This is a genomic window from Calditrichota bacterium (assembly GCA_014359355.1).
In the GTDB taxonomy this organism is placed as follows: domain Bacteria; phylum Zhuqueibacterota; class Zhuqueibacteria; order JANLFK01; family Oleimicrobiaceae; genus Oleimicrobium.
Genome location: JACIZP010000358.1, coordinates 1 through 20,744 on the forward strand (window position 1 = coordinate 1; position 20,744 = coordinate 20,744).

The 20,744-nt window shown below is 61.0% G+C and carries 18 protein-coding genes; all 18 read right to left on the bottom strand.

The genetic code is table 11. The annotated features are described in order from the left end of the window. A partial coding sequence (locus tag H5U38_14990; protein ID MBC7188329.1) for a PocR ligand-binding domain-containing protein occupies nucleotides 1-416 on the bottom strand: 416 nt, incomplete at its 3' end. Next, nucleotides 409-1,875: a sigma-54-dependent Fis family transcriptional regulator gene (locus tag H5U38_14995; GenBank protein ID MBC7188330.1), complete on the bottom strand. Its 1,467-nt coding sequence runs from the start codon at nucleotides 1,873-1,875 to the stop codon at nucleotides 409-411. The genes H5U38_14995 and H5U38_14990, both read right to left, overlap by 8 nt. 222 nt (nucleotides 1,876-2,097) lie before the next feature. After that, nucleotides 2,098-3,405 carry an outer membrane protein transport protein gene (locus tag H5U38_15000; protein MBC7188331.1) on the bottom strand — a complete coding sequence of 436 codons (1,308 nt, stop codon included), beginning with the start codon at nucleotides 3,403-3,405 and terminating at the stop codon, nucleotides 2,098-2,100. A gap of 53 nt (nucleotides 3,406-3,458) precedes the next feature. Next, a complete protein-coding gene (locus H5U38_15005; GenBank protein MBC7188332.1) occupies nucleotides 3,459-4,490 on the bottom strand; it encodes a hypothetical protein in 1,032 nt (343 codons plus the stop codon). A gap of 401 nt (nucleotides 4,491-4,891) precedes the next feature. Next, nucleotides 4,892-5,503, bottom strand: coding sequence for a TonB family protein (locus H5U38_15010; GenBank protein MBC7188333.1), 612 nt, complete (start codon nucleotides 5,501-5,503; stop codon nucleotides 4,892-4,894). Nucleotides 5,504-5,583: 80 nt separating this feature from the next. Next, entirely contained in the window at nucleotides 5,584-6,354 is a 771-nt protein-coding gene (locus H5U38_15015; GenBank protein ID MBC7188334.1) for a tetratricopeptide repeat protein, read from the bottom strand. A 3-nt stretch (nucleotides 6,355-6,357) separates the two neighbouring features. Further along, the gene (locus tag H5U38_15020; protein ID MBC7188335.1) at nucleotides 6,358-8,226 is read right to left on the bottom strand and encodes a protein BatD; all 1,869 of its coding nucleotides are present in this window, start codon (nucleotides 8,224-8,226) and stop codon (nucleotides 6,358-6,360) included. Nucleotide 8,227: 1 nt separating this feature from the next. Next, entirely contained in the window at nucleotides 8,228-8,938 is a 711-nt protein-coding gene (locus tag H5U38_15025; GenBank protein MBC7188336.1) for a tetratricopeptide repeat protein, read from the bottom strand. Between the two features lie 30 nt (nucleotides 8,939-8,968). Next, nucleotides 8,969-10,000, bottom strand: a complete 1,032-nt coding sequence (locus H5U38_15030) for a VWA domain-containing protein (GenBank protein MBC7188337.1) — start codon at nucleotides 9,998-10,000, stop codon at nucleotides 8,969-8,971. A 13-nt stretch (nucleotides 10,001-10,013) separates the two neighbouring features. After that, nucleotides 10,014-11,006: a VWA domain-containing protein gene (locus H5U38_15035; GenBank protein ID MBC7188338.1), complete on the bottom strand. Its 993-nt coding sequence runs from the start codon at nucleotides 11,004-11,006 to the stop codon at nucleotides 10,014-10,016. After that, complete coding sequence (locus tag H5U38_15040) at nucleotides 11,007-12,053, bottom strand: hypothetical protein (GenBank protein MBC7188339.1); 1,047 nt, start codon at nucleotides 12,051-12,053, stop codon at nucleotides 11,007-11,009. A 40-nt stretch (nucleotides 12,054-12,093) separates the two neighbouring features. Beyond that, nucleotides 12,094-13,032 carry a hypothetical protein gene (locus tag H5U38_15045; protein MBC7188340.1) on the bottom strand — a complete coding sequence of 313 codons (939 nt, stop codon included), beginning with the start codon at nucleotides 13,030-13,032 and terminating at the stop codon, nucleotides 12,094-12,096. 29 nt (nucleotides 13,033-13,061) lie between these two features. After that, entirely contained in the window at nucleotides 13,062-13,940 is an 879-nt protein-coding gene (locus H5U38_15050) for a DUF58 domain-containing protein (protein MBC7188341.1), read from the bottom strand. 36 nt (nucleotides 13,941-13,976) lie between these two features. Continuing rightward, nucleotides 13,977-14,966, bottom strand: a complete 990-nt coding sequence (locus H5U38_15055; protein ID MBC7188342.1) for an AAA family ATPase — start codon at nucleotides 14,964-14,966, stop codon at nucleotides 13,977-13,979. A gap of 54 nt (nucleotides 14,967-15,020) precedes the next feature. Next, on the bottom strand, nucleotides 15,021-15,947 hold the full coding sequence (locus H5U38_15060) for a hypothetical protein (GenBank protein MBC7188343.1): 927 nt from the start codon (nucleotides 15,945-15,947) through the stop codon (nucleotides 15,021-15,023). A 166-nt stretch (nucleotides 15,948-16,113) separates the two neighbouring features. After that, nucleotides 16,114-16,671, bottom strand: coding sequence for a tetratricopeptide repeat protein (locus H5U38_15065; GenBank protein MBC7188344.1), 558 nt, complete (start codon nucleotides 16,669-16,671; stop codon nucleotides 16,114-16,116). A gap of 107 nt (nucleotides 16,672-16,778) precedes the next feature. Continuing rightward, nucleotides 16,779-19,391, bottom strand: a complete 2,613-nt coding sequence (gene clpB / locus H5U38_15070) for an ATP-dependent chaperone ClpB (GenBank protein ID MBC7188345.1) — start codon at nucleotides 19,389-19,391, stop codon at nucleotides 16,779-16,781. Between the two features lie 110 nt (nucleotides 19,392-19,501). Next, a partial coding sequence (gene dnaK, locus H5U38_15075) for a molecular chaperone DnaK (GenBank protein ID MBC7188346.1) occupies nucleotides 19,502-20,744 on the bottom strand: 1,243 nt, incomplete at its 5' end.

Here is a 20,744-nt window from a genome sequence, read left to right on the forward strand (position 1 = left end):
GGCAGACCGTATTGCTCGACAACCTCGAAAAAGCGGTCCGACAATCTGGGGCGATCGACGGTGAGAAACTCACCGATGGAGATGAGTCCCACCACGCGCTCGTAGACCACGATCGGCACCATGAAGCAGGTAAACCCAGACCAGCAGACGTAGCGCTGCGGCTCGGAGGTCTCGATCACCTTGCGCGCGTACTTCAGGTCGTCCACGTCGCAAAAGCGGTGGCGGATCTCCGCGTTGTTGAACAGGTAGTACTTGCAGATTCGGTGGCAAAAATGCCGCTCCGTGATCTGGTTCGCCTCGTTATCCCATACTGCCGTGGAGCAGCGGGTAGTAGCAGTGTTCTCCTCGCAGATGTCGTTGAGCTTGTCGATAATGTCGCGCTCTTTGAGGCGCGCGGTGAAAATGTCCTCAGGCATCGGTATCCACCCCCTGCAGGTACTTGTTGAAGATCATCCTGCTGATGCCCAGAGCGGCGGCTGCCTTGGATTTGTTGCCGGCGAAACGCTCCAGCGCCGCCCGGCAATAGGCCTGGCGCACCTCGGCAACCACCTCGCGCAGCGGCCGCGTTTCGCCACGAAAATCCAGCGCACCCACCCCTTTGCCCCGCACCGGCTCCAAGCGCAGGTCCTTCTCGTCGATCACCGTGCTGGAGGCGAGGGTGATCGTGCGCTCCAAGAGGTTCTCTAACTCGCGTACATTGCCCACCCAGGGGTAGCTCTGCAAACGGGCGATGGCCTTTGGGGTGAAGGTGTAGCGGATGCCGAGGCGCGCGCTGAAACGATTGAGGATGTGTTCCAAAAGATCCGGGATGTCTTCTGGCCTCTCCCGCAGCGGCGGAATGTAGATGGGGATCACGTTCAGCCGATAGAAAAGGTCTCGCCGAAACTGCCCTTTCTCGATGAGCTCTTCCAGGCTCTGGTTGGTAGCGCTGATCACCCGGATATCGGTCTTGATCTTCTCGTTGCCCCCGACGCGCGTGAATTCCCCTTCCTGCAGCACGCGCAGCATCTTCACCTGCATAGCCAGCGAGGTATCGCCGATTTCGTCAAGGAAGAGCGTGCCGCCATTAGCCAACTCGAACTTGCCGATCTTTTGGCTAATGGCCCCGGTGAATGAACCTTTCTCGTGGCCGAAGAGCTCGCTCTCTAACAGAGTCTCCGGCAGCGCGGCACAATTGACATCCACAAAGACCTTGCCGCGGCGACGACTGCGATCGTGGATAAGTCGGGCGATCAGCTCCTTGCCGGTACCCGACTCGCCCCTGATCAGGACGTTGGCCTCCGATTGTGCCACCTTCTCCACCATGTCCCGCACTGCAGCCATGGCTGCCGAGCGCCCCCAGACAATCTCTCGCTCCACTTTGGTGCGGGAGAAAAGCTCCACCACGCGGTTGGCCAAACTCTCGATGAGATCCAGCTCAAAGGTATTGAGGATGCGGTCGTCGGCGCAGCCAAAGAAGAGTACGCCGTAGTCACCTCCCCCTTCGGCTCGTTGCAGGCGCACAGCCAGACCCGAGCCAAGCCCAGGGTGCTCTGCGAGATTCTTGTAAGGGCTTGAATGAATTTCGTTGACCCGCACAAAGCGTTCGTCTGGCTGCGCAGCCAATCGGGCAGTGACCAGCTCCACCAGCTCGCGACCCACCTCGGTGGACCCCGGAGCCCGGAACCCGCGCGGTCGAGGTCTCCCGTCAGCGCACTCTAGCGCCGGGCCGCGCCGTTCCAGAAAGAGGATGAACTTGTACCGGGTGATGGAGGCCAGCACGTCGAATCCCTGCTCCAGCATTTCGCGCGGGTCCTGTGTCTTGGACAGCGCATCGATGAACTGCTGCAGGTAGCCGGAGTATTTGTAGTCAAAGTCGTAACGCTGCTGGGTCATTGCTCAATCTCTGTGCAGCCGGCCAGATAGCATCTCTTCGCCGCACTGTGCGGCCAGAAAGCAGAAGGCGCGAGCATGGGCCCGCGTCTTGCCAGACGCTCACCGATGGTCCTTCGCCGCGGCAGCGATCTATGCCGCGGAAGCACCTTTTTGTCTACCCCACCTCGGATACAAAAAGGCGCGGCTTCCATTGACTTCACCGAAGCCGCGCCGGACACAGTCTCAGAACCGAACTCCGACGGAAGCTACCACCGTAGTCTTCGTCACTTGCTCATCGACCCGCGTGAGCTCTTCGGAGAGTGAACCGGTGGTCTGTTCCCACTTCCCTCTCACCCAGGCCAGGTCAAACTTGAGCTGCTTGTCCAGGAGAAAGCCCACGCCGAGCGTCAGATAGTCTCGGTCATGGGTGGCGGGCGCTCCTTTGAACGGCGAGGGCAGAATAGCATAGCCGGCCCGCACCTGGGTGCCAAGTCCCGGGATGGTCAGCTCTCCCCCGACGCGTACCTGGGTCGTAGCTCGATAGGTCCGCTGGATGGCCAAGTTCGCCTCGCCCTTGGTCCAGCCGGCCACGGGCGGGTCAGTCTTGAAGCGCACTTGCGACCAGTCCTGATACGTCATGTCACCTGCTATGGTCAACCAGGCCACCGTCGCAGCGGCACCAAAGCCAAAGGCAAAAGGCGAAGAAATCTTGTACTCGAAGGTGCCCGACCGCTGCGAGACATCGCGCGAGCCATTGTCAAATGTCTCGGTGTCCACGTAGCCCCAGTCTTCCTTGCCGGTAAGAGTGAGGGGCGTGCTCATCGTGGCAGCCACCCGCAGGACGTTACCAACGCGGTACAGGCCGCCGAATCGGAAGTTAGTGCCACTGAAGCGCGTGTCGATGTTGTCGTTCTTCTCAAACACGTCGAAGGTATAAAGGTTTAGGTGGTCGTCCTCGCGGAAACTGAGCTGGTAGTCGTCCCGCCCGGTCCAGAAGTTGATCGAGGCACCGAGCGACAGATTTGGGGACATGTCTACTGCGCCACTCAAAACCCAGTTGTTTAGGCCCCCACCCTCAAGCTCATTCCAGCTCTGTCGCACCGCTCCCTCCGCCGTGGGCAATTGCCAGGCATAGTCGAATTGGCCGTCAAAGCTCTGCACGCGATTGTAGCCGCCGGCAAACACCAGGCTGCCCCTGTACGTTGGCACGGGGATGACCAGCCCGATGGCCCCAAGCCTGGTGAAGCTGGCCTCCGACGTCATCTGGTACCCGTACGCACTGGCCTGGTCCTTGCCGACCATGTGCGACAGGGTGCCGAAGACCTCCATGCGCCTGATCTGAGCCAGGCCAGCCGGGTTCCAGTAGGTCGCAGAATAGTCTTCTGCCACCGCTTGGTAGGCACCGCCCATTCCGCCAGCCCGCGCACTCACGCTCAAGGGCTCGCCGATTTGAAAGACGGTGCTCTCGAACGTTTGCGCCCCCGCGCTCCCGACAATGCCGCCTAAGAAACAGATGAGGAGGAACATCCTTCTGAGCACGTCTATCTTCATCTCCTGCTCCGATTCTTGACTGTGCGCTGCGCATTCGCAAACAGTTGCACGGGCTAACTCCGGGAACGGGTGCGGCCGCTGCCCGAAGACTGCCTGCTTCTACCGCTACTGCCACTTGACGACCCAGAGTGGGAGGAGGGCGGTGGCGAATAGCTCCGTGGCGGACTGTAGCTCGGCTGCGGTGCTGACCTCGCCGGTGGAGGGCTGTTGGACGTCCGCTGGTGCTGCCGTGGCGCCGACTTGGTCTCGGCAGGCTTGGCAGGGGCGCTTGCCGGAGGCGCGCTCCTGGGCACGCGGCGGGCAATGTCCGAGTCGCGCTTGACCTGCCGCGCTGGAGTGGCATCCTCCCGCGCAATCCGCCGACCCTGGTCAGGGGCATTGGGGTTCCGCTCGTCGCGCGCTACCCTCCTGGTTGGCAGAGTTTCGCCTCGCCCCTCTGTGGTCCGACGTGGATCCCTCACGGGCCGCGCTAACTCTTGCCCGGAACCCACTCCTTCATGCGGCGAGCGAGTCCGCGTTCCGGACACGGCCGTCATTGGCGGGGCAGTCTGCTGCGCTCCCATACCACCGCCCGCTACCATCGTCCTGCGTTGGAACGGCCGCCGCGCATAGGTTTCCTCCCAGTACCAATAGCGCGGGTAGCGCGGGTGATAGTAGTACCATCCCCAACTCGGCCCGTAGTAAGCCCACCCACCGTAGTACGAAAACGGCGTCCAATACCACGGGTCCCCCCAATACGGATACCAGCTGTACCACGGGTCCCAGTAGTAGTGCACCCGCCAGCCAAAGTAGAAGCGCCACGGATAGTTGTAGTAGGGATCCCACCAGTACCACCACGGATCGTACACGAAGTACGGCCGCCCGTACAGGCCATGGTGGTAAACGTCCACCCGATGATAGACAGTCGAGTCGGCAGTAGCGACAGCTGACGTGTCCTCCTCGACGTAGCGCTCCTCGTACTCGTCGTAGGAGGTGGCCTCACTCTCCACCCTCACTTTGGCAATCTGGGTGTAGCACCCTGCCACGAGGAACAGCGCCAGTACTGCTAACGTGGCGACCAACGCATGGCTCTTTGTCGTTGCCATCAGTATCGCCTCCTCATTTGCTCGGAGCGCAGGGCCTCCTTCCGCAGCATTCTTGCCTCCGAACCCAAGCCCTTCGTTCGTGCCTGCATAGCCCTGCTCCCCCAAGCCCAATCTTCCGTCGCGGTTTAGGGCAGCATCCCTCGCCTTTCGCTTTCCCCACGAGGTCTAAGCTGCTTCCTCGTTTACCATTTGAAATATACGAAGACCGCCTGCGATTGTCAACCAGTAATTTGCAAAGGCTGTGCCAGCGCTCGCAAAACCAAGCGGGGCGACAACTCCTTGAGGATTGGCAAGATGTCCCACTCCCGGCGCACCGTCAAGTCCCGAGGGTCTCAGAAAACCCCACCGAGATGCCAACTTTCTTAGCAGGACTGGCGAGCTTGTGAGCAGGGTTCTGTGCCTCAAAAGTAGAAACCATATTCTCTGGTGGTCCAGGCTGCCACCGGCACCCCGTGTTCCTTGCCAGGGATGAAGCGGGTGGCGCGCGCCGCTCTTAGGGCTGCCCGGGCGCACTCCTCACTGCCCGTCGTGTTCAGGATGACTACCGCCTCGGCGACCGAGCCGTCAGCCCTGACCAACAGGCTGACCTTCACCACGCCTTGCGCCCCTTTCTGCCGCGCAGCCTTAGGGTACTCCGGAAAAACCTCGGCAATGGGGCGCGGCGGGCTTACAAACGAGGCGCCACTCTCTGGCGCACCGGCCATTAGGGAGGAGGCCGCTTGAAAGGAGATATCGGTCAGTTCGATGGTTTCGTCCAGGGGCAAAGCTGGGTCGTCCACAGGGACCGGCACCGCCGGACGCGGGGGTGGAGCAACCGCCCCAGGCTGGCGGGTCACCGGCACCTCTTCTACCTGCACCTGGAGGGGAACGAGGGCAACGGGCCTTGGTTTGACTTTGAACCGCGGCGAGAGCTGGAAGCAGACGATGAGGATGAGCAGGGTAACAACCGCAGCACGCTCCAGCCGCACTCGATACCCGGCTTTAAAGATCTCATGTGCGGTGGAAGTTGCCATCTTGTCCATCCTCGGGTGCACCAGGAGCCCTGCCCTCCTTGCTTGCCCAAAACGACAAAGCCCCACGCCGGGGCCTTGTCTCAGATGCGCTCCATGGCAGTCGCAGGGAGCCAACCGACCTTGCCGTCAGGCAGGCGAATCCGGCACCAGCTGCCGCTCACTTCCTCGATCCGCACCTTGGCGCCGGCATGGAGAAAGAACTGCTCTGCGGCCTCCTCATGGGGTCCGCTCAGGGCCGCGACTTTCTCTGCTAAGACAACGGCTTCCGCCACATGGGCCCTTTCATGCAGACGTCCGGCCAGCGTCGCGGCAAAGAGGAGGAGCAGCAGGCCAAAGGCCCAGAGTCCAGCCTTGAGCGGGCGACGGGCCCTCCCCTGCCTGTCCAGCACAATGCCAATGACCAGGGCAACCACAATGAGATACAGGCCCATCACCACTCGCAAAAGCGTACCCAGAGCCAGCCAGTTCTTGAAGTTCTCCACGAAGCGAAAGAGCACGAACTTCGGAGGCACCACGATGCGGTCAACCGTCTTGAGGTTCGCCAACTCGAGGTTGAATCGCACCTCCTCGTCGTCTGGCAACAGGCGCCTGGCCCTTTCGTAGTTGAGAATTGCCCTGCCAATGTCGCCCAGCCGGTAGTAGGCGTTTCCCAAGTTGAAATAGAGGGCCCCACTTTCGAAGCCTGCGGCTAACGCCTGCTCATACTTGGCCACCGCGCCCTGGTAGTCCCCCCGTTCGTAGAGCGAATTCCCTTCGCGCACCACGCTCTCAGCTGCGCTCCGCCCTTGGGCAAGCACGACCGCAAGAGGCCAGCACACGGCAAGAAAGGCTGTCAACCAGAGCCTGCGCATAGTTCACAACGCCCCTTCGAGCCCGACAATTGCCGCCCGCGCCCGCTCATAGAACTGCTTCATGTCCTCCACAGTCGCTGTTGTGGGGGCAAAACGCCGGTAGTCGCACTCGCGCAGACAGCTCATCAGAGCCTCCACTTGTTCGCGCGGCACGTTGCGTTGCACGAGTTGTCGTTCGGCTTCCTCGCTGATCAGGCCGGCGGCAGAGGTATTGAGTTTGTCGGCCACGTAGCCGAGCAGGCTGCGCGCAACCTCGGCATAGAATTCCTTCTCCGTCTTGGTGCTGATCAATCCCTTGGCCTTGTGCAGCCGACGCATCGCCAGGCGATTGGCACGCCTGTTCCGCGCGTAGGCCACATCACCAGCCAGCCGGTCAAGGTGCCGGCGGTAAACCACAGCCCCTGCCAGCAGCACCAGGGGGAAAATGGTCACGCCCCACAAAAGGCCCGCGCCAAAAGGTCGGCGTCCGCGGGGGGAGAGGCGAATGTCCGACTTGATGAAGCGAATGTCCTGTCCCACGAGGCGCACCTCCTCCTTGGTCATTGGGCCAGCCATGGCGGCTACTTCGCGCGCGCCCTTGCGCACCCGCAGGACAAGCTCCGGCGTGGTCAGCGTCCGGTAGGAGCCGGCAGCCGGATCGAAGAACGAGAACCGCACCGGCTTGATGTGGTGCTCGCCCGGGAAGCGCGGCACCAAGACGTACTCATAAGTCTTCGCCCCAGAGATGGCTTCGCTGCCGCGGTTAATCTCCTCGCTCACCTTCGGCTTGTACTGCTCCAAGTCCGAGGGGATGGCGACCGCAGGCTCTTTGACCATCATGATGTTCCCGGTGCCGCTGATTCGCACCGTGAGCGTCACCGCTTCATTCGTCTCCACTTCGGCCTTGTCCAGTCCCGCAGAGATGTGGAAATTCCCCACGGCGCCGGAGAAGTCAGCAGGCTTGCCCGCTTCGGGAAGGGGAAGCACTTCCACCTTTACCGGTTGCGAATAGATGGCCTTCCGCACCACGCGCGCGAAAAAGGGATCATCGAAAAAGCTGTCAAAGAAGTCACGGGGCCGGCGCGCGCGTGGCTCCCGCACCTCGCAATCGATGCCCATAGCGTCGATGGTCACGGTGCCAGGCGATGTGGGGAAAAGGATCATCTTCTTCAAGTCGGCCACCACGAACTGGCGACCACCCACCACCTCCTGACCCTGCACAGGCCGCTGCGGCAAAGGGAGCTCCTCCGCCCAGAAGCCAGAGGTCGTCGGCAACTTGGTGATGGCGTAGTTGGTCACCTCCACCCGCGTGTAGATGCGAAAGGTCACCACCACAGGCTGGTTCTGGTACACTCGCCGCCGATCGACAATGGCCTTGAGGAAGAGATTGCCCTCAATGCCGGAGTCGGTCCCCAACTGTTCCGGTTGGCGGCCAGACGGCGCGGGCTGCTGCGCAGGCGCGGGGCTCGCCACCACTTGCAACGTCACAGGCTGGGCCTTGAAAACCTCCCCCTTGTAATTGACCTGCACTGCAGGGATCTCGAACTGTCCCTCTTTGACCGCCAGGTAGCGGAAGGAATAGCTCTTGCTGACCGACATGCGGCCGTTGATGAACTGAAAGCTCGACGAGGTGCCACTGGAGCCAAGATAGGTGGCGAATGCGCTCAAGTCGGGAAGCTCAGGGGGAGCGGCATCGTTGGCATTTGCTCCCTGGTACTCCACGATCAGGGTGAAAGGCTGATTGACTGCCACCACCTTGGCGTCCACACTCATGGTGACCGTGAGGTCGGCACCCCAGAGTGGGCCGAGGCCGCACAGCAGAAGCACAGCAGCCAAGCCGCAGTGCCTGAGGACCCTCGATGCAGTGGTGGTTGTGGGCAGAGTTCCGCTCATCCTACCAGTCCTTCACCACGCGTCTGCTCCCCTGGGAGGACACTTTGCGGCTCTCTTGGGCATCCTTTTCGCTCTGGTTAAGCGCATCAAGGATGCGCGCTGCATCCTCCTTGGACATCTCTTGTCGATCCTTCTGTTGCCCAGCCTGCTCCTGTTTTTGCTCCTGGCCGGATTGCTCCTGCTGCTGGGCCTGTTGCTGGTCTTGCTCGCCTTGATCGCCCGACTGCTGCTGCGCCTGTTGCTGCTGTTCTTGTTGCTGCTGTTGCTGTTGTTGTTGACCAGCTGGCTGTTTCTGGGCGTTGTTCTTCAGCAGCGCGCGCACATACTCCAGGTTGTACTTGGCGTCCACATCGTCAGGGTCCAACTGCAGCGCCTTCTGGTAGGCAAGGATGCTTTCCGGCAGCTTCCCCATGCGGAAGAGCGTATTGCCCACGTTGTAGTAGGCCTTTGCCTGCGTGGCTACGTCCGGACTGTTCAAGGACTGGTCGTACTCCTTGAGTGCTTCCTCATAGTTCTGGCGCTTGTAGCTGGTGTTGCCAAGGTTAAAGTGAATCACGGGCGAAAGCGGGTCCTGGTTGAGGGCATCGCGATACTTGTCGGCAGCCGCCTCATACTTCTCCTGGGCGTAAAGGCGATTGCCTTCAAGCACTCGTTTGCGCCCGGCCTGAGCACACGCTATGGCAGGGAGCAGGACGACAAGCACAATTGTCATGACGCGATTCTGCATGAGCCGTTCTCGCTGCTATTCAAAGCGCCCGTGCCATTCTCGCCTAAGTGTACGTCGTTCCGGGATGAGCGGTTCCACAATCAGCAGCACCAGCACGAGGAAAACGATGTACTGAAATCGGTCTTCGAACTGGGAGAAGCGCAAGGAGGCCAGTTCCTTCTTTTCCATGCCGGCGATCCGCTCGTAGATTTTGTCGAGCTCCATGGCGCCGCCGGTCGCGCGGTAGTAGGCGCCGCCCGTCTCCTGCGCAATCTTCTGCAGGGTGATTTCGTCCAGCCTACTGGTGACGCGCTGCCCACTTCTGTCCTTCTTGTAGTCCACCAGCTGGCCGCGCTGGTCATACACGGGTATAGGCACCCCTTCCACTGAGCCGATGCCGATGGTGTAAATGACAATCCCTTCGCGGGCGGCTTGCTTGGCCACTTCCACAGGGTCAGAGCCGTGGTCCTCGCCATCGGTAACCAGCACCAGCACCTTGTGTTTGCGCTCTTTCTGCTCGAAGGCTCGCATCGCCACGGCAATGGCCTCGCCGATGGCGGTGCCAGGCGTCGGGATGAGGCTGGGGTCCATGATGTCCAGAAACATCTCTGCGGCCGCGTAATCCAAGGTCAGAGGGCACTGCAGGAACGCCTCCCCGGCAAATGCGACCAGGCCGATCCTATCGCCTTGCAGGCGATCGATGAACTGTTGGATCTCCCTCTTCGCCTTGGCGAGCCGGTTGGGCTTGACATCCTCCGCCTGCATGGAGAGCGACACATCGAGCGCAACCACGATGTCCACGCCGCTGCGCTTGACTTCTTCAAGCTTAGTGCCGATCTGCGGCCGGGCCAGCGCCAGAATCATCAGGCTGAGGGCGAGTACGAGCAACGCCGCCTTCAAGATCTGGCGCCGCCTGCTGGTATTGGCCGCAAGCTTCTGCAACAAGGGAAGATGGCCAAACCGCTCCATCGCCCGGCGCTTCCAGTGAAAAGCGAGCGCGTAGAAGGCCACCAGCAGAGGGACCAGGAACAACAGGTACAGCAGATGTTCGTTCGCAAACCGCAGCATATGGCACAGACACCTATGGGATTTTGCGAAACCGCGTGTGCGCCAACACCACTTCCACCATCAGGGCGGCAAAAGCTACCGCCAAGAAGCGCGTGAAGAGCTCCTTGTACGTAGTATACTCCTTCACCTCGATCTTGGTCTTTTCCAATTCGTCGATCTCCTGATAGATCCGCGCCAAGGCGGCGGTGTCGGTGGCACGGAAATAGCGGCCACCAGTGATCCTGGCGATCTCCTTGAGCAAGTCCTCGTCGATCTCCACCGGCATGCGCACGTATCGTTTGCCGAAAAACGGGTCTTGCACGGGATACAGGGCCTCCCCTCGCGTGCCGACGCCGATGGTGTAGACGCGCACCTTGAAGGCCCGGGCGATACGCGCCGCAGTGAGGGGGTCGATCTCCCCGCGATTATTCCTCCCGTCCGTGAGCAGGATGACGACCTTGCTCTTGGCAGTACTTTGCCGCAGCCTGTTGACGGCATTGGCCAGGCCCATGCCAATGGCGGTCCCGTCCTCGATCATGCCCGGTTCGATCTGGCTCATGAAGGTCAGCAGCACGCCGTAATCCATTGTCAGTGGGCACTGCGTGAAGCTTTTTCCCGCAAACACGACCAGGCCGATGCGGTCGCTCTTGCGACCGCGGATGAACTGCGCAGCCACTTCCTTGGCGGCCTCGACGCGATTCTTCGGCTTAAAGTCCTCAGCCAGCATGCTGGTGGAGATGTCCAGGGCCATGACGATGTCCACACCCTCGGTGGTCACCTCCTGCTCAGTGCGCCCCGATTGCGGCCGGGCAAAGGCAATGATGGCCATGACGATTGCCAGGAGGCGCGCCACGAACAGCGAGTGCCGCCACGGAGAGGTACGCGACGCCCCGACTTGCTTGAGGGTTCCCACCTGCGAGTACTTTATGGTGCCCGAGGCGCGGCGCTGCCGCTTGACGTACCACAAGACGAGCAGCGGCACGACGGCCAGCAGGGCGAGGAATTCTGGATTGGCAAAGCGCACCATCTACTCGCCCTCCTGGTCCCGCTGTGTGGCGGCTTCCGGGTGCGCCGTCTCGCCGACCGCCTCAACTTCCGGGCCAGCGACAGCTTCGGTCTCGGCGGCTACCTCGGCCACTACGAGTTTCGTGCGTTCCACAAAGTCGTAGGCCAGGTGCACGGCGCGCTCGTTTTCCTGGGCGCCGGGAAGATACTTGGCAAACTTGACCAGGTCGCTCAACTCCAGCAATTCGCGCAGCAGCTCACGCTCCTCGCTGCCCAAGGCGGCCTCCTCCATCGCCTGCAGCACCTCGCCGGTGGTCATCTCCAGCGCCGCTACGTAGAACCGCCCTTCGATGTATCGCCGTACGATCTCGGAGAGTTCGCTGTAGAACTGCTTTGTCTCACCTTTTTCCAGCAGGCCAGACCGGACAAGGGCGTCAAGCTCCTCCAGCGCAACCTCATGGGCAGGTCGCGGGGGCTTCTCTTTCCTGGGGAGCAGTCCCTTGCCCTTCCGGTAGCGGATGAAGGCCACTACTGCCGCCGCCAGGAGAAGCAGAGCGAGCGCCCCGACCCCCGCTCGACGCAGAAGCCTACCCCAGTCTCGCGGTATCTCCAGCGGCGGCTTGATGTCGCGGATGTCCCCTGCTTGGTCAGGGTTCAGGCTCAGCACGGTGATCTTGATCGGCTCGGTACGCAGTTCCCGCCTGGTGGTATCCGCGGCCGTGTGATAGCGGACAGTGAGCGGCGGTATCTCAAACTCGCCAGTCTCGAACGTTGAGATCACGTACTCCGTCTGCTCGGTGATGAGGTCCCCCTGTTTGCTGGGCTCTTTCACCGCATAGTCGCGGATTTCGAACATCCCCAAATTGGCGCCCAGGCTCGGCATTTCGACCACCACGTCGGCAGTCCGCTTCACGGTCACGGTGTAGACGATGCGGTCGCCGATGTAGATGGTCGCGCGGTCGACCTTCGACTCCACCGTGATGGCCGCCTGCGCCGGCGCAAGAAGAGCCGCACCAGCCATCAGGCCGGCAACCGCCAAGTTCCTCACTCTGTGCCCAGGAAACCTCATCACCGCCGCCTTTGCTGTCCTCTCTCGGCTTTCGTCTGGCTCAGCGCACCTTGCTCTCGTAGATCTGTGCCTGCTCGGCCGCCATCACCCTGCTGAGCAACTCCTCGTACTTCTCCTGAAACTTCTCCCGGTAGTAATCCCGCGCCACCTGGTCCCGGACGTCCGTGAAGAGCTTCTCCTCGATGACCTTGCCGTCTTTGTCCTTTACGGCATAGCGGTCCTTGTACGCCTGGAAGTAGAGTTTCAAGGCGGACTCGTCCATCTCGATCTTTTGGGCGATCTCCTGCTGCAACAGCTTGTTGACCATAAGCGAGCGCTTGGCCTGGAAAGCGCCTTCGATCACCTCTTTGTCATTCTCTAAGCCCTGGCGCTTGGCCGTGTCATACAGGAGCTCCGTGGCCACCAGATTCTTGAGGAACTCTATCTTCTTCTCCGGGGTGTTGAATTCCGCCTGCATGTACGGCGGCAGTTGACTGATCTCAAAGTCCAGATCCCCTTGGGTGATGGTACGCGAGCCGATTCTCGCTAAAACCTCCCCAGGGCGACTCGTACGGACCTGGCTCTTGTCCAGTGCGCTGCTTTCTTCCAGGGCGCGCTGCGCATCCACCGAGCGCTGCATGCGCTCCAGGCAGGCGACGATCTTCTTATTGGCCTCGCTCACCAGGGGTGAATTCGGATAGAGGTGCTTTATGCGCAGATAGCAAGCCAGGGCATTCTCATAGTCCTTGAGACGGTCGAAGTAGATGTCGCCGATGATGTACGTGATGTTTGCCCTCTCGCGGTCATCCTTCGCAAACGCGGCAAGGTAGCGCTCATACTCCTGCACTGCCTGTTTGAAAAGTTGCTGATTGTAGAGCACATTGGCAAATTCCCTCACCAACTCCGCGTTGGCACTCGGGCCGGACTTCTTGCCGCACCCCACAAGGAGCGCAGTCAGTAGCGCTACAAAGCCTGTGGCAAGAAAAAGCGTACGCTTCATGCAAGAACCTCCTCGAAGTACATTGCTGGTCAACGGAACCGCTTGGCGCGCATGCGGAAAAAGCGAATGAGAGGCTCGACGTAGGACTGGTCGGTGCGAATGTCCACGTGGTCGACGTTCATGGTGCGGAACATGCGCGCCCGTTCCTCTGCATCACTGAACGCTCGTTGCTGGAACATCTCGCGCACCTCAGCGCTGGAGGTGTCCACCAACACCACCTCGCCGCTCTCGGCGTCCTCCAGCTCGATGAAGCCGACGTCGGGCAACGACACCTCGCGCGGGTCGGTGATGGTCAACGCCACCAGGTCGTGTTTCTTGTTGGCGACGCGTAGGGCCTTCTCATAGCCGCTGCTGATGAAATCCGACACGAGAAAGACCACACTGCGGCGCGTGATTACGCGACTGAGGTATTCCAGGGCGCCGGCAATGTCTGTGCCCGTCCCCTGCGGGCGGTGGTAGAGCAGCTCGCGCACCACGCGCAGGACGTGCGTCTTGCCCTTCTTCGGCGGCACGAACTTTTCGATGCGGTCGGTGAAGATGATGAGCCCCACCTTGTCGTTGTTGCGAATGGCGGAAAACGCCAGCAGGGCGCAGATTTCCGTGGCGATTTCGCCCTTCATGCGCTCCACGCTGCCAAAGTTGCCGGAGGAACTCGCGTCCACCAGCAGGACCACGGTGAGCTCACGCTCTTCTTCGAAGACCTTGACATACGGGTGGCCCATGCGCGCAGTGACGTTCCAGTCGATGGTGCGAATATCGTCACCGATCTGGTAGTCCCGCACCTCGGAAAAGTCCATGCCCCGGCCCTTGAACACGGAGTGGTACTCGCCGGAGAAGACGTCGTTGACAAGGCCACGCGTCTGAATCTCAATGGCCTTGACCTTTTTCAGAATCTCCTTGGGGATCATCGCTCTCTTCGCCGCCCGTCTCGAGGCCCCCGTGCATCACGGCACTTCAATCTTGTTGAGGATCTTGCGCACTACATCCTCGGTGGTGACTTCCTCGGCTTCGGCCTCGTAGGTGAGGATGATGCGGTGACGCAAGACGTCCATGCCGATGCTGCGCACGTCCTCCGGCGTGACGTAGCCGCGATGGCGCAGGAAGGCGTGAGCTTTCGCCGCAAGCGACAGGTAGATGGAAGCACGCGGCGAAGCGCCATAGGCGATGAGGTCCTCTAACTCGTCCAGGCCGTACTCCTTGGGGTTACGGCTGGCAAAGACAATGTCGATGATGTAGCGCTCCACCTTCTCGTCGATGTATACTTCCCGGACCACGGCACGCGCCTTGATGATATCCTCGGGGGAGACCACGGGACTGGCCTGCGGCACCTCGTCTTTGGTCATGCGGCGCATGATCTCGAGCTCTTCGTTCTTATCTGGATAGCCGATGGAGAGCTTGAGCATGAAGCGGTCCACCTGCGCCTCGGGCAGCGGGTAGGTCCCCTCCTGCTCGATGGGGTTCTGCGTGGCCAGCACTAAGAACGGGTCGTCCAGCTTAAAGGTCTGTTCGCCGATGGTCACCTGCCGCTCCTGCATCGCCTCTAAGAGGGCCGACTGCACCTTGGCGGGCGAGCGGTTGATTTCGTCGGCAAGCACCAGGTTGGCGAAGATGGGCCCCTTCTTGGTGTTGAACTTGCCGGTCCGCTGGTCGTAGATCAGCGTACCAATCAGGTCGGCAGGCAACAGATCGGGCGTAAATTGAATGCGCTGGAACTTGGTATTGATGCTGGCGGAGAGGGTCTTCACCGCCATGGTTTTTGCCAGGCCCGGCACGCCCTCCAGAAGCACATGCCCGTTGGATAAGAGGCCGATGAGCAGGCGCTCGATCATGTACTTCTGGCCGACGATGACCTTGCCGATCTCGGCGGTAATGTCTTCGACGAACTTGCTCTCCTGCTGGATCTTGCGATGTATCGCTTCGATGTCGACGTGCATCAGCGTCCCTCCGGGTGTCGTTGCATGTCAATGCTCATCAGGTTCGGGGTAGGTTCATGCGCCGCCGCCTTGTGCAGGCGAAGGGGCGCGCAGATTTCGTTGCAAAATGTCCTCGACAAGCGTGTAAAGGCGGTGCACTGTCGCAGGATCCCCTGTACTGGGGCCGGCGAACTTGAGCACATCGCACTGGCGGAGGATCTCCGAAGTCACATCCACCAGGCGCTCTTCGACAGTTGCCGCCTTGAGGGCGGCGATCACCTCGTCGGTGGTGGCCTCCAGGGCGCGCAGCCCGTATTTGTCGCTCAAGTAGCGGCGGAGCAGGCGGGACAGGCGTGCCGAACTCTCTTTCGCATCCAGCGCAGGAGCCTTGAGGTCAACGGCCTGCGGGAGTTCCTGCAGGTACTGCTCCTCCAGCGGCACCACCTGCTGGGCCCGCTCTTGGCGCCGGCGCTGGGCCTGTCGCTCTTTGACAGCCCAAAAAGAGAGGCCAGCGACAGCTCCGAGCACTACTCCCACAACCACCCACAGCACCGGGAGCCGCCGCCGGCCAGATTCCGGCACCGGATCCACCACGCGCACCTCCAGGCGTGGCGTCACTACGCTCCTCCGCTCGCCGCTGGTTGCCTCCTGGTAGTTGACCACCATCGCCTCCACGTAGGCCATCCCCAGGCTCTGTGGTCGATAGGTAAAGTCGTATTGGCGCACGGCGTAGGGCCGACCATCCACCTCCCCTACGCGGTTGGCGCTGGCGGTCGCCACCAGCTCCAAATTAGACACCACCGGCGAAACGTCCTCGATGTGATACGCATCGATGCCACCCGACCACTCGACGCTAACGGTGACGGTCACCGTGCGATTCAGAGGCACCCTGGTGTCGCTCAGCTTGGCACTGGCCTTGACACCGCCCAAGTCCACAGGCTGAGCTGCTACCAGGGTCGCGACCATCGTCAGAGCTAACAGGCCAACGCCGATTCTTCCCATACCTCTCCACAGTTGTGATGCGCGCAAAACTCGATGGTATATACCGCCCCGCCGGAACAAAAGTTCCATTGCCGCACCGGCAACAAAAAGCCGACGCGAACCTTCCCCGCCCTTGGGGAAAAGGCACATCGGCTGACAAAGGAGCGCCAAGTAAACGGCGCAGAAGCTACTTGCTCACTGCCGGCGTCGACTCCTGACCGACGTCCTCCAGGAACTTGATCTCACTAAGGTCCTTGCCCAGGTTTTCCAGTTCCCATTTGACGGAGAGAGCAAGCTCATGATCGGGGTACTGCTCAAGAAAGCGATTGTAGGCCTCGCGCGCCTTGTCCAAGTCCTTGACGTCGTTGGCGTAGCGGTAGCCGATCATGAAGAGCGACTGCGGCACCCACTGGCAGGTGGGATACTTCTCGATGAGCCGGCGGTAGGCATCGATGGACTTTTCGGCGTCCTTCAGGTTGTTGAAGTACAGAGTGCCCAGCCGGTACAAGGCCTCTGGGCTCTTTTCCGCCTTGGGGTAGCTGGCGATGAGCTTCTCGTAACTCTTCGCGGCCTCTTTGTACATGTTGAGGCTCTCGGCTGCCTTGCCCTGTTCGTCAAGCTGGCTCCCCTTGAGCTCAAAGCTCTCCCCTTGTGAGTAGAGCTGCTCGGCGGTCTGCCGAGGGCCGCAGCCGAAAAGCAGGACGACCATCAGAAGTGAAATCGCCAACAGCCACGAACACCTCATGTCTGCCCTCCCTGTCTGGTATTCGCAAACCTACCGATCAGAACGCCCCAAAGCGGCGAAAACAATAACGCGGGCTTGCCAAGAACTTGGCAAAACCCGCGCGAAATTTATCGATTCTGCACCCGAAAATCAAGCACTTTCTCGTTGCAGTCGATGACCACCGTGTCGCCCTGAGCAAAGGCCCCCTCCAGAATCTTTGCCGACAGAGGATTGACCAGCTCGCGCTGCATCACCCTCTTCAGCGGCCGTGCGCCAAAGGCAGGATCGTACCCCCGTTCGGCAAGGTACTCCGCAGCCGCCGGAGTGAGCTCGGCGTTGATGCCGTGCGCGGCCAGCAGCTTCTGCACATGCCGGAACTGGAGCTCCACAATCTTCCTGATGTCGGCGCGCGACAGCGACTGGAAGAGGATAATCTCGTCGATGCGGTTGAGGAACTCCGGGCGCAGCGTCTGCCGCAGCAGTTTCATGATTTCCTCCTTGAGCTCGGCGTGAATGGCCGCGCGATTCTCGTCGGTCATCTGCCGGGTGCGCTCCATGATGAGCGAGGCACCGATGTTGGAGGTCATGATCAGAATGGTGTTTCGGAAATTCACCGTGCGCCCTTTGTTGTCGGTCAGACGCCCGTCGTCCAGTACCTGGAGGAGGATATTGAAGACTTCCGGATGGGCCTTTTCCACCTCGTCCAGGAGAACAACCGAGTACGGACGGCGGCGCACCGCTTCGGTGAGCTGGCCTCCTTCCTCGTAGCCCACGTAGCCAGGCGGTGCACCGATCAGTCGCGACACAGAATGGCGCTCCATGTACTCGGACATATCGATGCGCACCATGGCCCGCTCGTCGTCGAACAGGAATTCCGCCAAGGCGCGAGCCAGTTCCGTCTTGCCCACACCAGTGGAGCCGAGGAAGATGAATGAACCGATGGGGCGGTGCTCATCCTGGAGACCTGCTCGCGCGCGACGGATGGCATTGGCTACTGCCTCCACCGCTTCGTGCTGGTCGACCAGGCGCTCGTGAATGCGTTCCTCCATCTTCAACAGCTTCTGACGCTCGCTCTCCAACATGCGGCTAACTGGGATGCCGGTCCACTTGGAAACAACCTCCGCGACATCCTCTTCGTCCACCTCTTCCTTGAGCATCTTGCGCTCGCGCTGCAGCTCGACGAGGCGCGCGTTCTGCTCATTGAGTTGCTTCTGCAGCTCCGTGAGCCGGCCGTACTTGAGCTCGGCGGCCTTGGCAAGATTTCCCTCGCGCTCGGCCTTGGCCATGTCGGTCTTTGCCTGGTCAATGGCCTCCTTGATTTCGCGGATGCGGCTGATCGTACCCTTTTCTAACTCCCAATGGGCACGGAGCTCTTTTCGCTGCTCGTCCAAGTTCGCCAACTCGCTGTTCACCGCCTCCAGGCGCTTGCGGGAGGCCTCATCGCTCTCCTTCTTCAGCGCTTCCCGCTCGATCTCCAGCTGTTTGATCTTGCGCTCGACTTCATCCAGCTCTTCGGGCATGCTGTCAATTTCGATGCGCAGCTTGGAGGCAGCCTCGTCGATGAGGTCAATGGCCTTGTCTGGCAGGAAGCGGTCGCTGATGTAGCGGTCCGAGAGCGTGGCCGCCGCGATGAGCGCCGCATCCTGGATGCGCACGCCGTGGTGTACCTCGTATTTCTCCTTGAGGCCCCTGAGGATGGAGATGGTGTCCTCCACGCTTGGCTCATCCACGTACACCGGCTGGAAGCGACGCTCCAGGGCAGCGTCTTTCTCGATGTACTTCTGATACTCGTCAAGCGTCGTCGCCCCGACACAGCGGAGTTCGCCACGCGCCAGGGCCGGCTTCAGCATGTTGGAGGCATCCACCGCGCCCTCGGCGCCCCCGGCACCGACAAGGGTGTGCAGCTCGTCAATGAAAAGGATAATCTCCCCCTCGGCCTCCTGGATTTCGCGCAACACGGCCTTGAGCCGCTCCTCGAACTCGCCGCGGAACTTGGTGCCGGCGACCAGGGCGCCGAGGTCAAGGGCGATGATACGCTTGGACTTCAAATTCTCTGGCACATCGCCCTCCACAATGCGCTGTGCCAACCCCTCGACGATGGCCGTCTTGCCCACGCCTGGCTCGCCGATGAGCACCGGGTTGTTCTTGGTCCGGCGGGACAGGACCTGAAGCACGCGCCTTATCTCCTCGTCGCGGCCGATCACCGGATCGAGCTTGCCGCGCCGCGCCAGGTCATTGAGATCGCGACCATAGCGCTGCAGCGCCTGGTACTTGTCCTCAGGGGTTTGATCGGTGACGCGCTGGCTACCGCGCACCGTGCGCAGCGCCTGCAGGATCGCGTCCTTGCCAGCGCCCTCCTCGCGGAGGATGCGGCCAGCCGGGCCCTTGTCCTCGCTGGCGGCCAGCAGCAGGTGCTCCACGCTCACGTACTCATCACGCAACTGGGTGGCCTCTTTCAACGACTTTTCCAGCAGCTCGTTGGCCCGCGGCGAGATGTAGATTTGCCCCACGCCGCCACTCACGCGCGGCAGGCGGTCGAGCTCGCCGGCCAGTTTGTCCATAACGGCGCTCGGATTGGCTCCGAGCTTCTTGAGAATCGCTGGCACAATCCCATCTGCCGGTTCCACAAGCGCGTAGAGCAGATGCTCAGGCTCAATCTGCTGGTGGCCGCGCTCGCTTGCCAAGCGCTGCGCCCGCTGAATCGCCTCCTGGGTCTTAATGGTCAACTTGTCAAACGAAATCATCTATCTTCACCCTCCTCAGAATGCAGTTGCGAAAAAGGCGAGAAGTCAACCTCCTCGCCCTCGCATCCATCCCACAATCACACAAGCTCACATGTACATCGCCATCATCACTTGCTCTTCTTATCATCATCCACAACTTCATAGTCGGCTTCCTGAGCCTGTTCCCCTCCCTGGGCAGAAGCCCGCTGCTGAGCGGTGGTCCGCTCGTAAAGTTTGGAGGAGACGTCGGCCCAAACTTGGTTCAACCCATCCACCGCCGACTTGATTTCTTGCACATTGTCGCCCCTCATGGCATCCTTGACGCGCGACATGGCGCTCTCCAGACGGCTCTTGCTGTCGCTGTCGATCTTGTCGCCCAGCTCCTTGAGATTCTTTTCCGTCTGGTAGATGACGTTATCAGCCATGTTACGGGCGTCCACTAACTCGCGACGCTTCCTATCCTCAGCCGCGTGTTGCTGCGCGTCGCGCACCATCTTCTCGACTTCTTCCTTGGTCAGGCCGGTAGAAGCCTCGATGCGGATGGACTGCTCCTTGCCGGTGGCCTTGTCGCGAGCGCTGACATTGAGGATGCCGTTGGCGTCGATGTCGAAGGTCACCTCGATCTGTGGCACGCCGCGGGGTGCAGGTGGAATACCGTCCAGGTGGAAACGCCCGAGCGTGCGGTTATCAATCGCCATGGGTCGCTCGCCCTGCAGCACGTGAATCTCCACCGACGTCTGCCCGTCGGCAGCAGTGGAGAAGATCTCCGTCTTGCGCGTCGGGATGGTGGTGTTCTTCTCGATGAGCTTGGTGAACACTCCACCCAGCGTCTCAATGCCCAAGGACAGAGGCGTCACGTCCAGGAGCAGCACGTCGGAGACTTCACCGGCCAACACGCCGCCTTGAATAGCCGCGCCCACGGCAACCACCTCGTCCGGGTTCACACCCTTGTGCGGCTCCTTGCCAAAGAGCTCGCGCACAATCTGCTGCACCTTGGGCATGCGCGTAGCGCCACCGACCAGCACCACCTCGTCAATGTCGGCAGGCGTCAGACCGGCATCCTTCAAGGCAATGCGGCACGGCTCAATGGTCCTCTGGAAGAGGTCGTCACACAACTGCTCGAACTTGGCCCGTGTTAGGGTCATGTTCAGATGCTTGGGCCCCGTGTCCGTCGCCGTGATGAACGGCAGGTTGATGTCCGTCTGGGTCACGGTGGAAAGTTCGCACTTGGCCTTTTCGGCAGCTTCCTTGAGGCGCTGCAGGGCCATGGGGTCTTTGGACAGATCCACCCCTTCCTGCTTCTTGAACTCGCTCACAATCCAGTCGATGATGCGCTGGTCAAAATCATCGCCGCCCAAGTGGGTATCGCCG

What these genes read in the sequence shown, in the direction of transcription:
- H5U38_14995 (MBC7188330.1), bottom strand. Translation starts at nt 1,875, where the DNA reads ATGACCCAGCAGCGTTACGACTTTGACTACAAATACTCCGGCTACCTG.
- H5U38_15000 (MBC7188331.1), bottom strand. Translation starts at nt 3,405, where the DNA reads ATGAAGATAGACGTGCTCAGAAGGATGTTCCTCCTCATCTGTTTCTTA.
- H5U38_15005 (MBC7188332.1), bottom strand. Translation starts at nt 4,490, where the DNA reads ATGGCAACGACAAAGAGCCATGCGTTGGTCGCCACGTTAGCAGTACTG.
- H5U38_15010 (MBC7188333.1), bottom strand. Translation starts at nt 5,503, where the DNA reads ATGGCAACTTCCACCGCACATGAGATCTTTAAAGCCGGGTATCGAGTG.
- H5U38_15015 (MBC7188334.1), bottom strand. Translation starts at nt 6,354, where the DNA reads ATGCGCAGGCTCTGGTTGACAGCCTTTCTTGCCGTGTGCTGGCCTCTT.
- H5U38_15020 (MBC7188335.1), bottom strand. Translation starts at nt 8,226, where the DNA reads ATGAGCGGAACTCTGCCCACAACCACCACTGCATCGAGGGTCCTCAGG.
- H5U38_15025 (MBC7188336.1), bottom strand. Translation starts at nt 8,938, where the DNA reads ATGACAATTGTGCTTGTCGTCCTGCTCCCTGCCATAGCGTGTGCTCAG.
- H5U38_15030 (MBC7188337.1), bottom strand. Translation starts at nt 10,000, where the DNA reads ATGCTGCGGTTTGCGAACGAACATCTGCTGTACCTGTTGTTCCTGGTC.
- H5U38_15035 (MBC7188338.1), bottom strand. Translation starts at nt 11,006, where the DNA reads ATGGTGCGCTTTGCCAATCCAGAATTCCTCGCCCTGCTGGCCGTCGTG.
- H5U38_15040 (MBC7188339.1), bottom strand. Translation starts at nt 12,053, where the DNA reads ATGAGGTTTCCTGGGCACAGAGTGAGGAACTTGGCGGTTGCCGGCCTG.
- H5U38_15045 (MBC7188340.1), bottom strand. Translation starts at nt 13,032, where the DNA reads ATGAAGCGTACGCTTTTTCTTGCCACAGGCTTTGTAGCGCTACTGACT.
- H5U38_15050 (MBC7188341.1), bottom strand. Translation starts at nt 13,940, where the DNA reads ATGATCCCCAAGGAGATTCTGAAAAAGGTCAAGGCCATTGAGATTCAG.
- H5U38_15055 (MBC7188342.1), bottom strand. Translation starts at nt 14,966, where the DNA reads ATGCACGTCGACATCGAAGCGATACATCGCAAGATCCAGCAGGAGAGC.
- H5U38_15060 (MBC7188343.1), bottom strand. Translation starts at nt 15,947, where the DNA reads ATGGGAAGAATCGGCGTTGGCCTGTTAGCTCTGACGATGGTCGCGACC.
- H5U38_15065 (MBC7188344.1), bottom strand. Translation starts at nt 16,671, where the DNA reads ATGAGGTGTTCGTGGCTGTTGGCGATTTCACTTCTGATGGTCGTCCTG.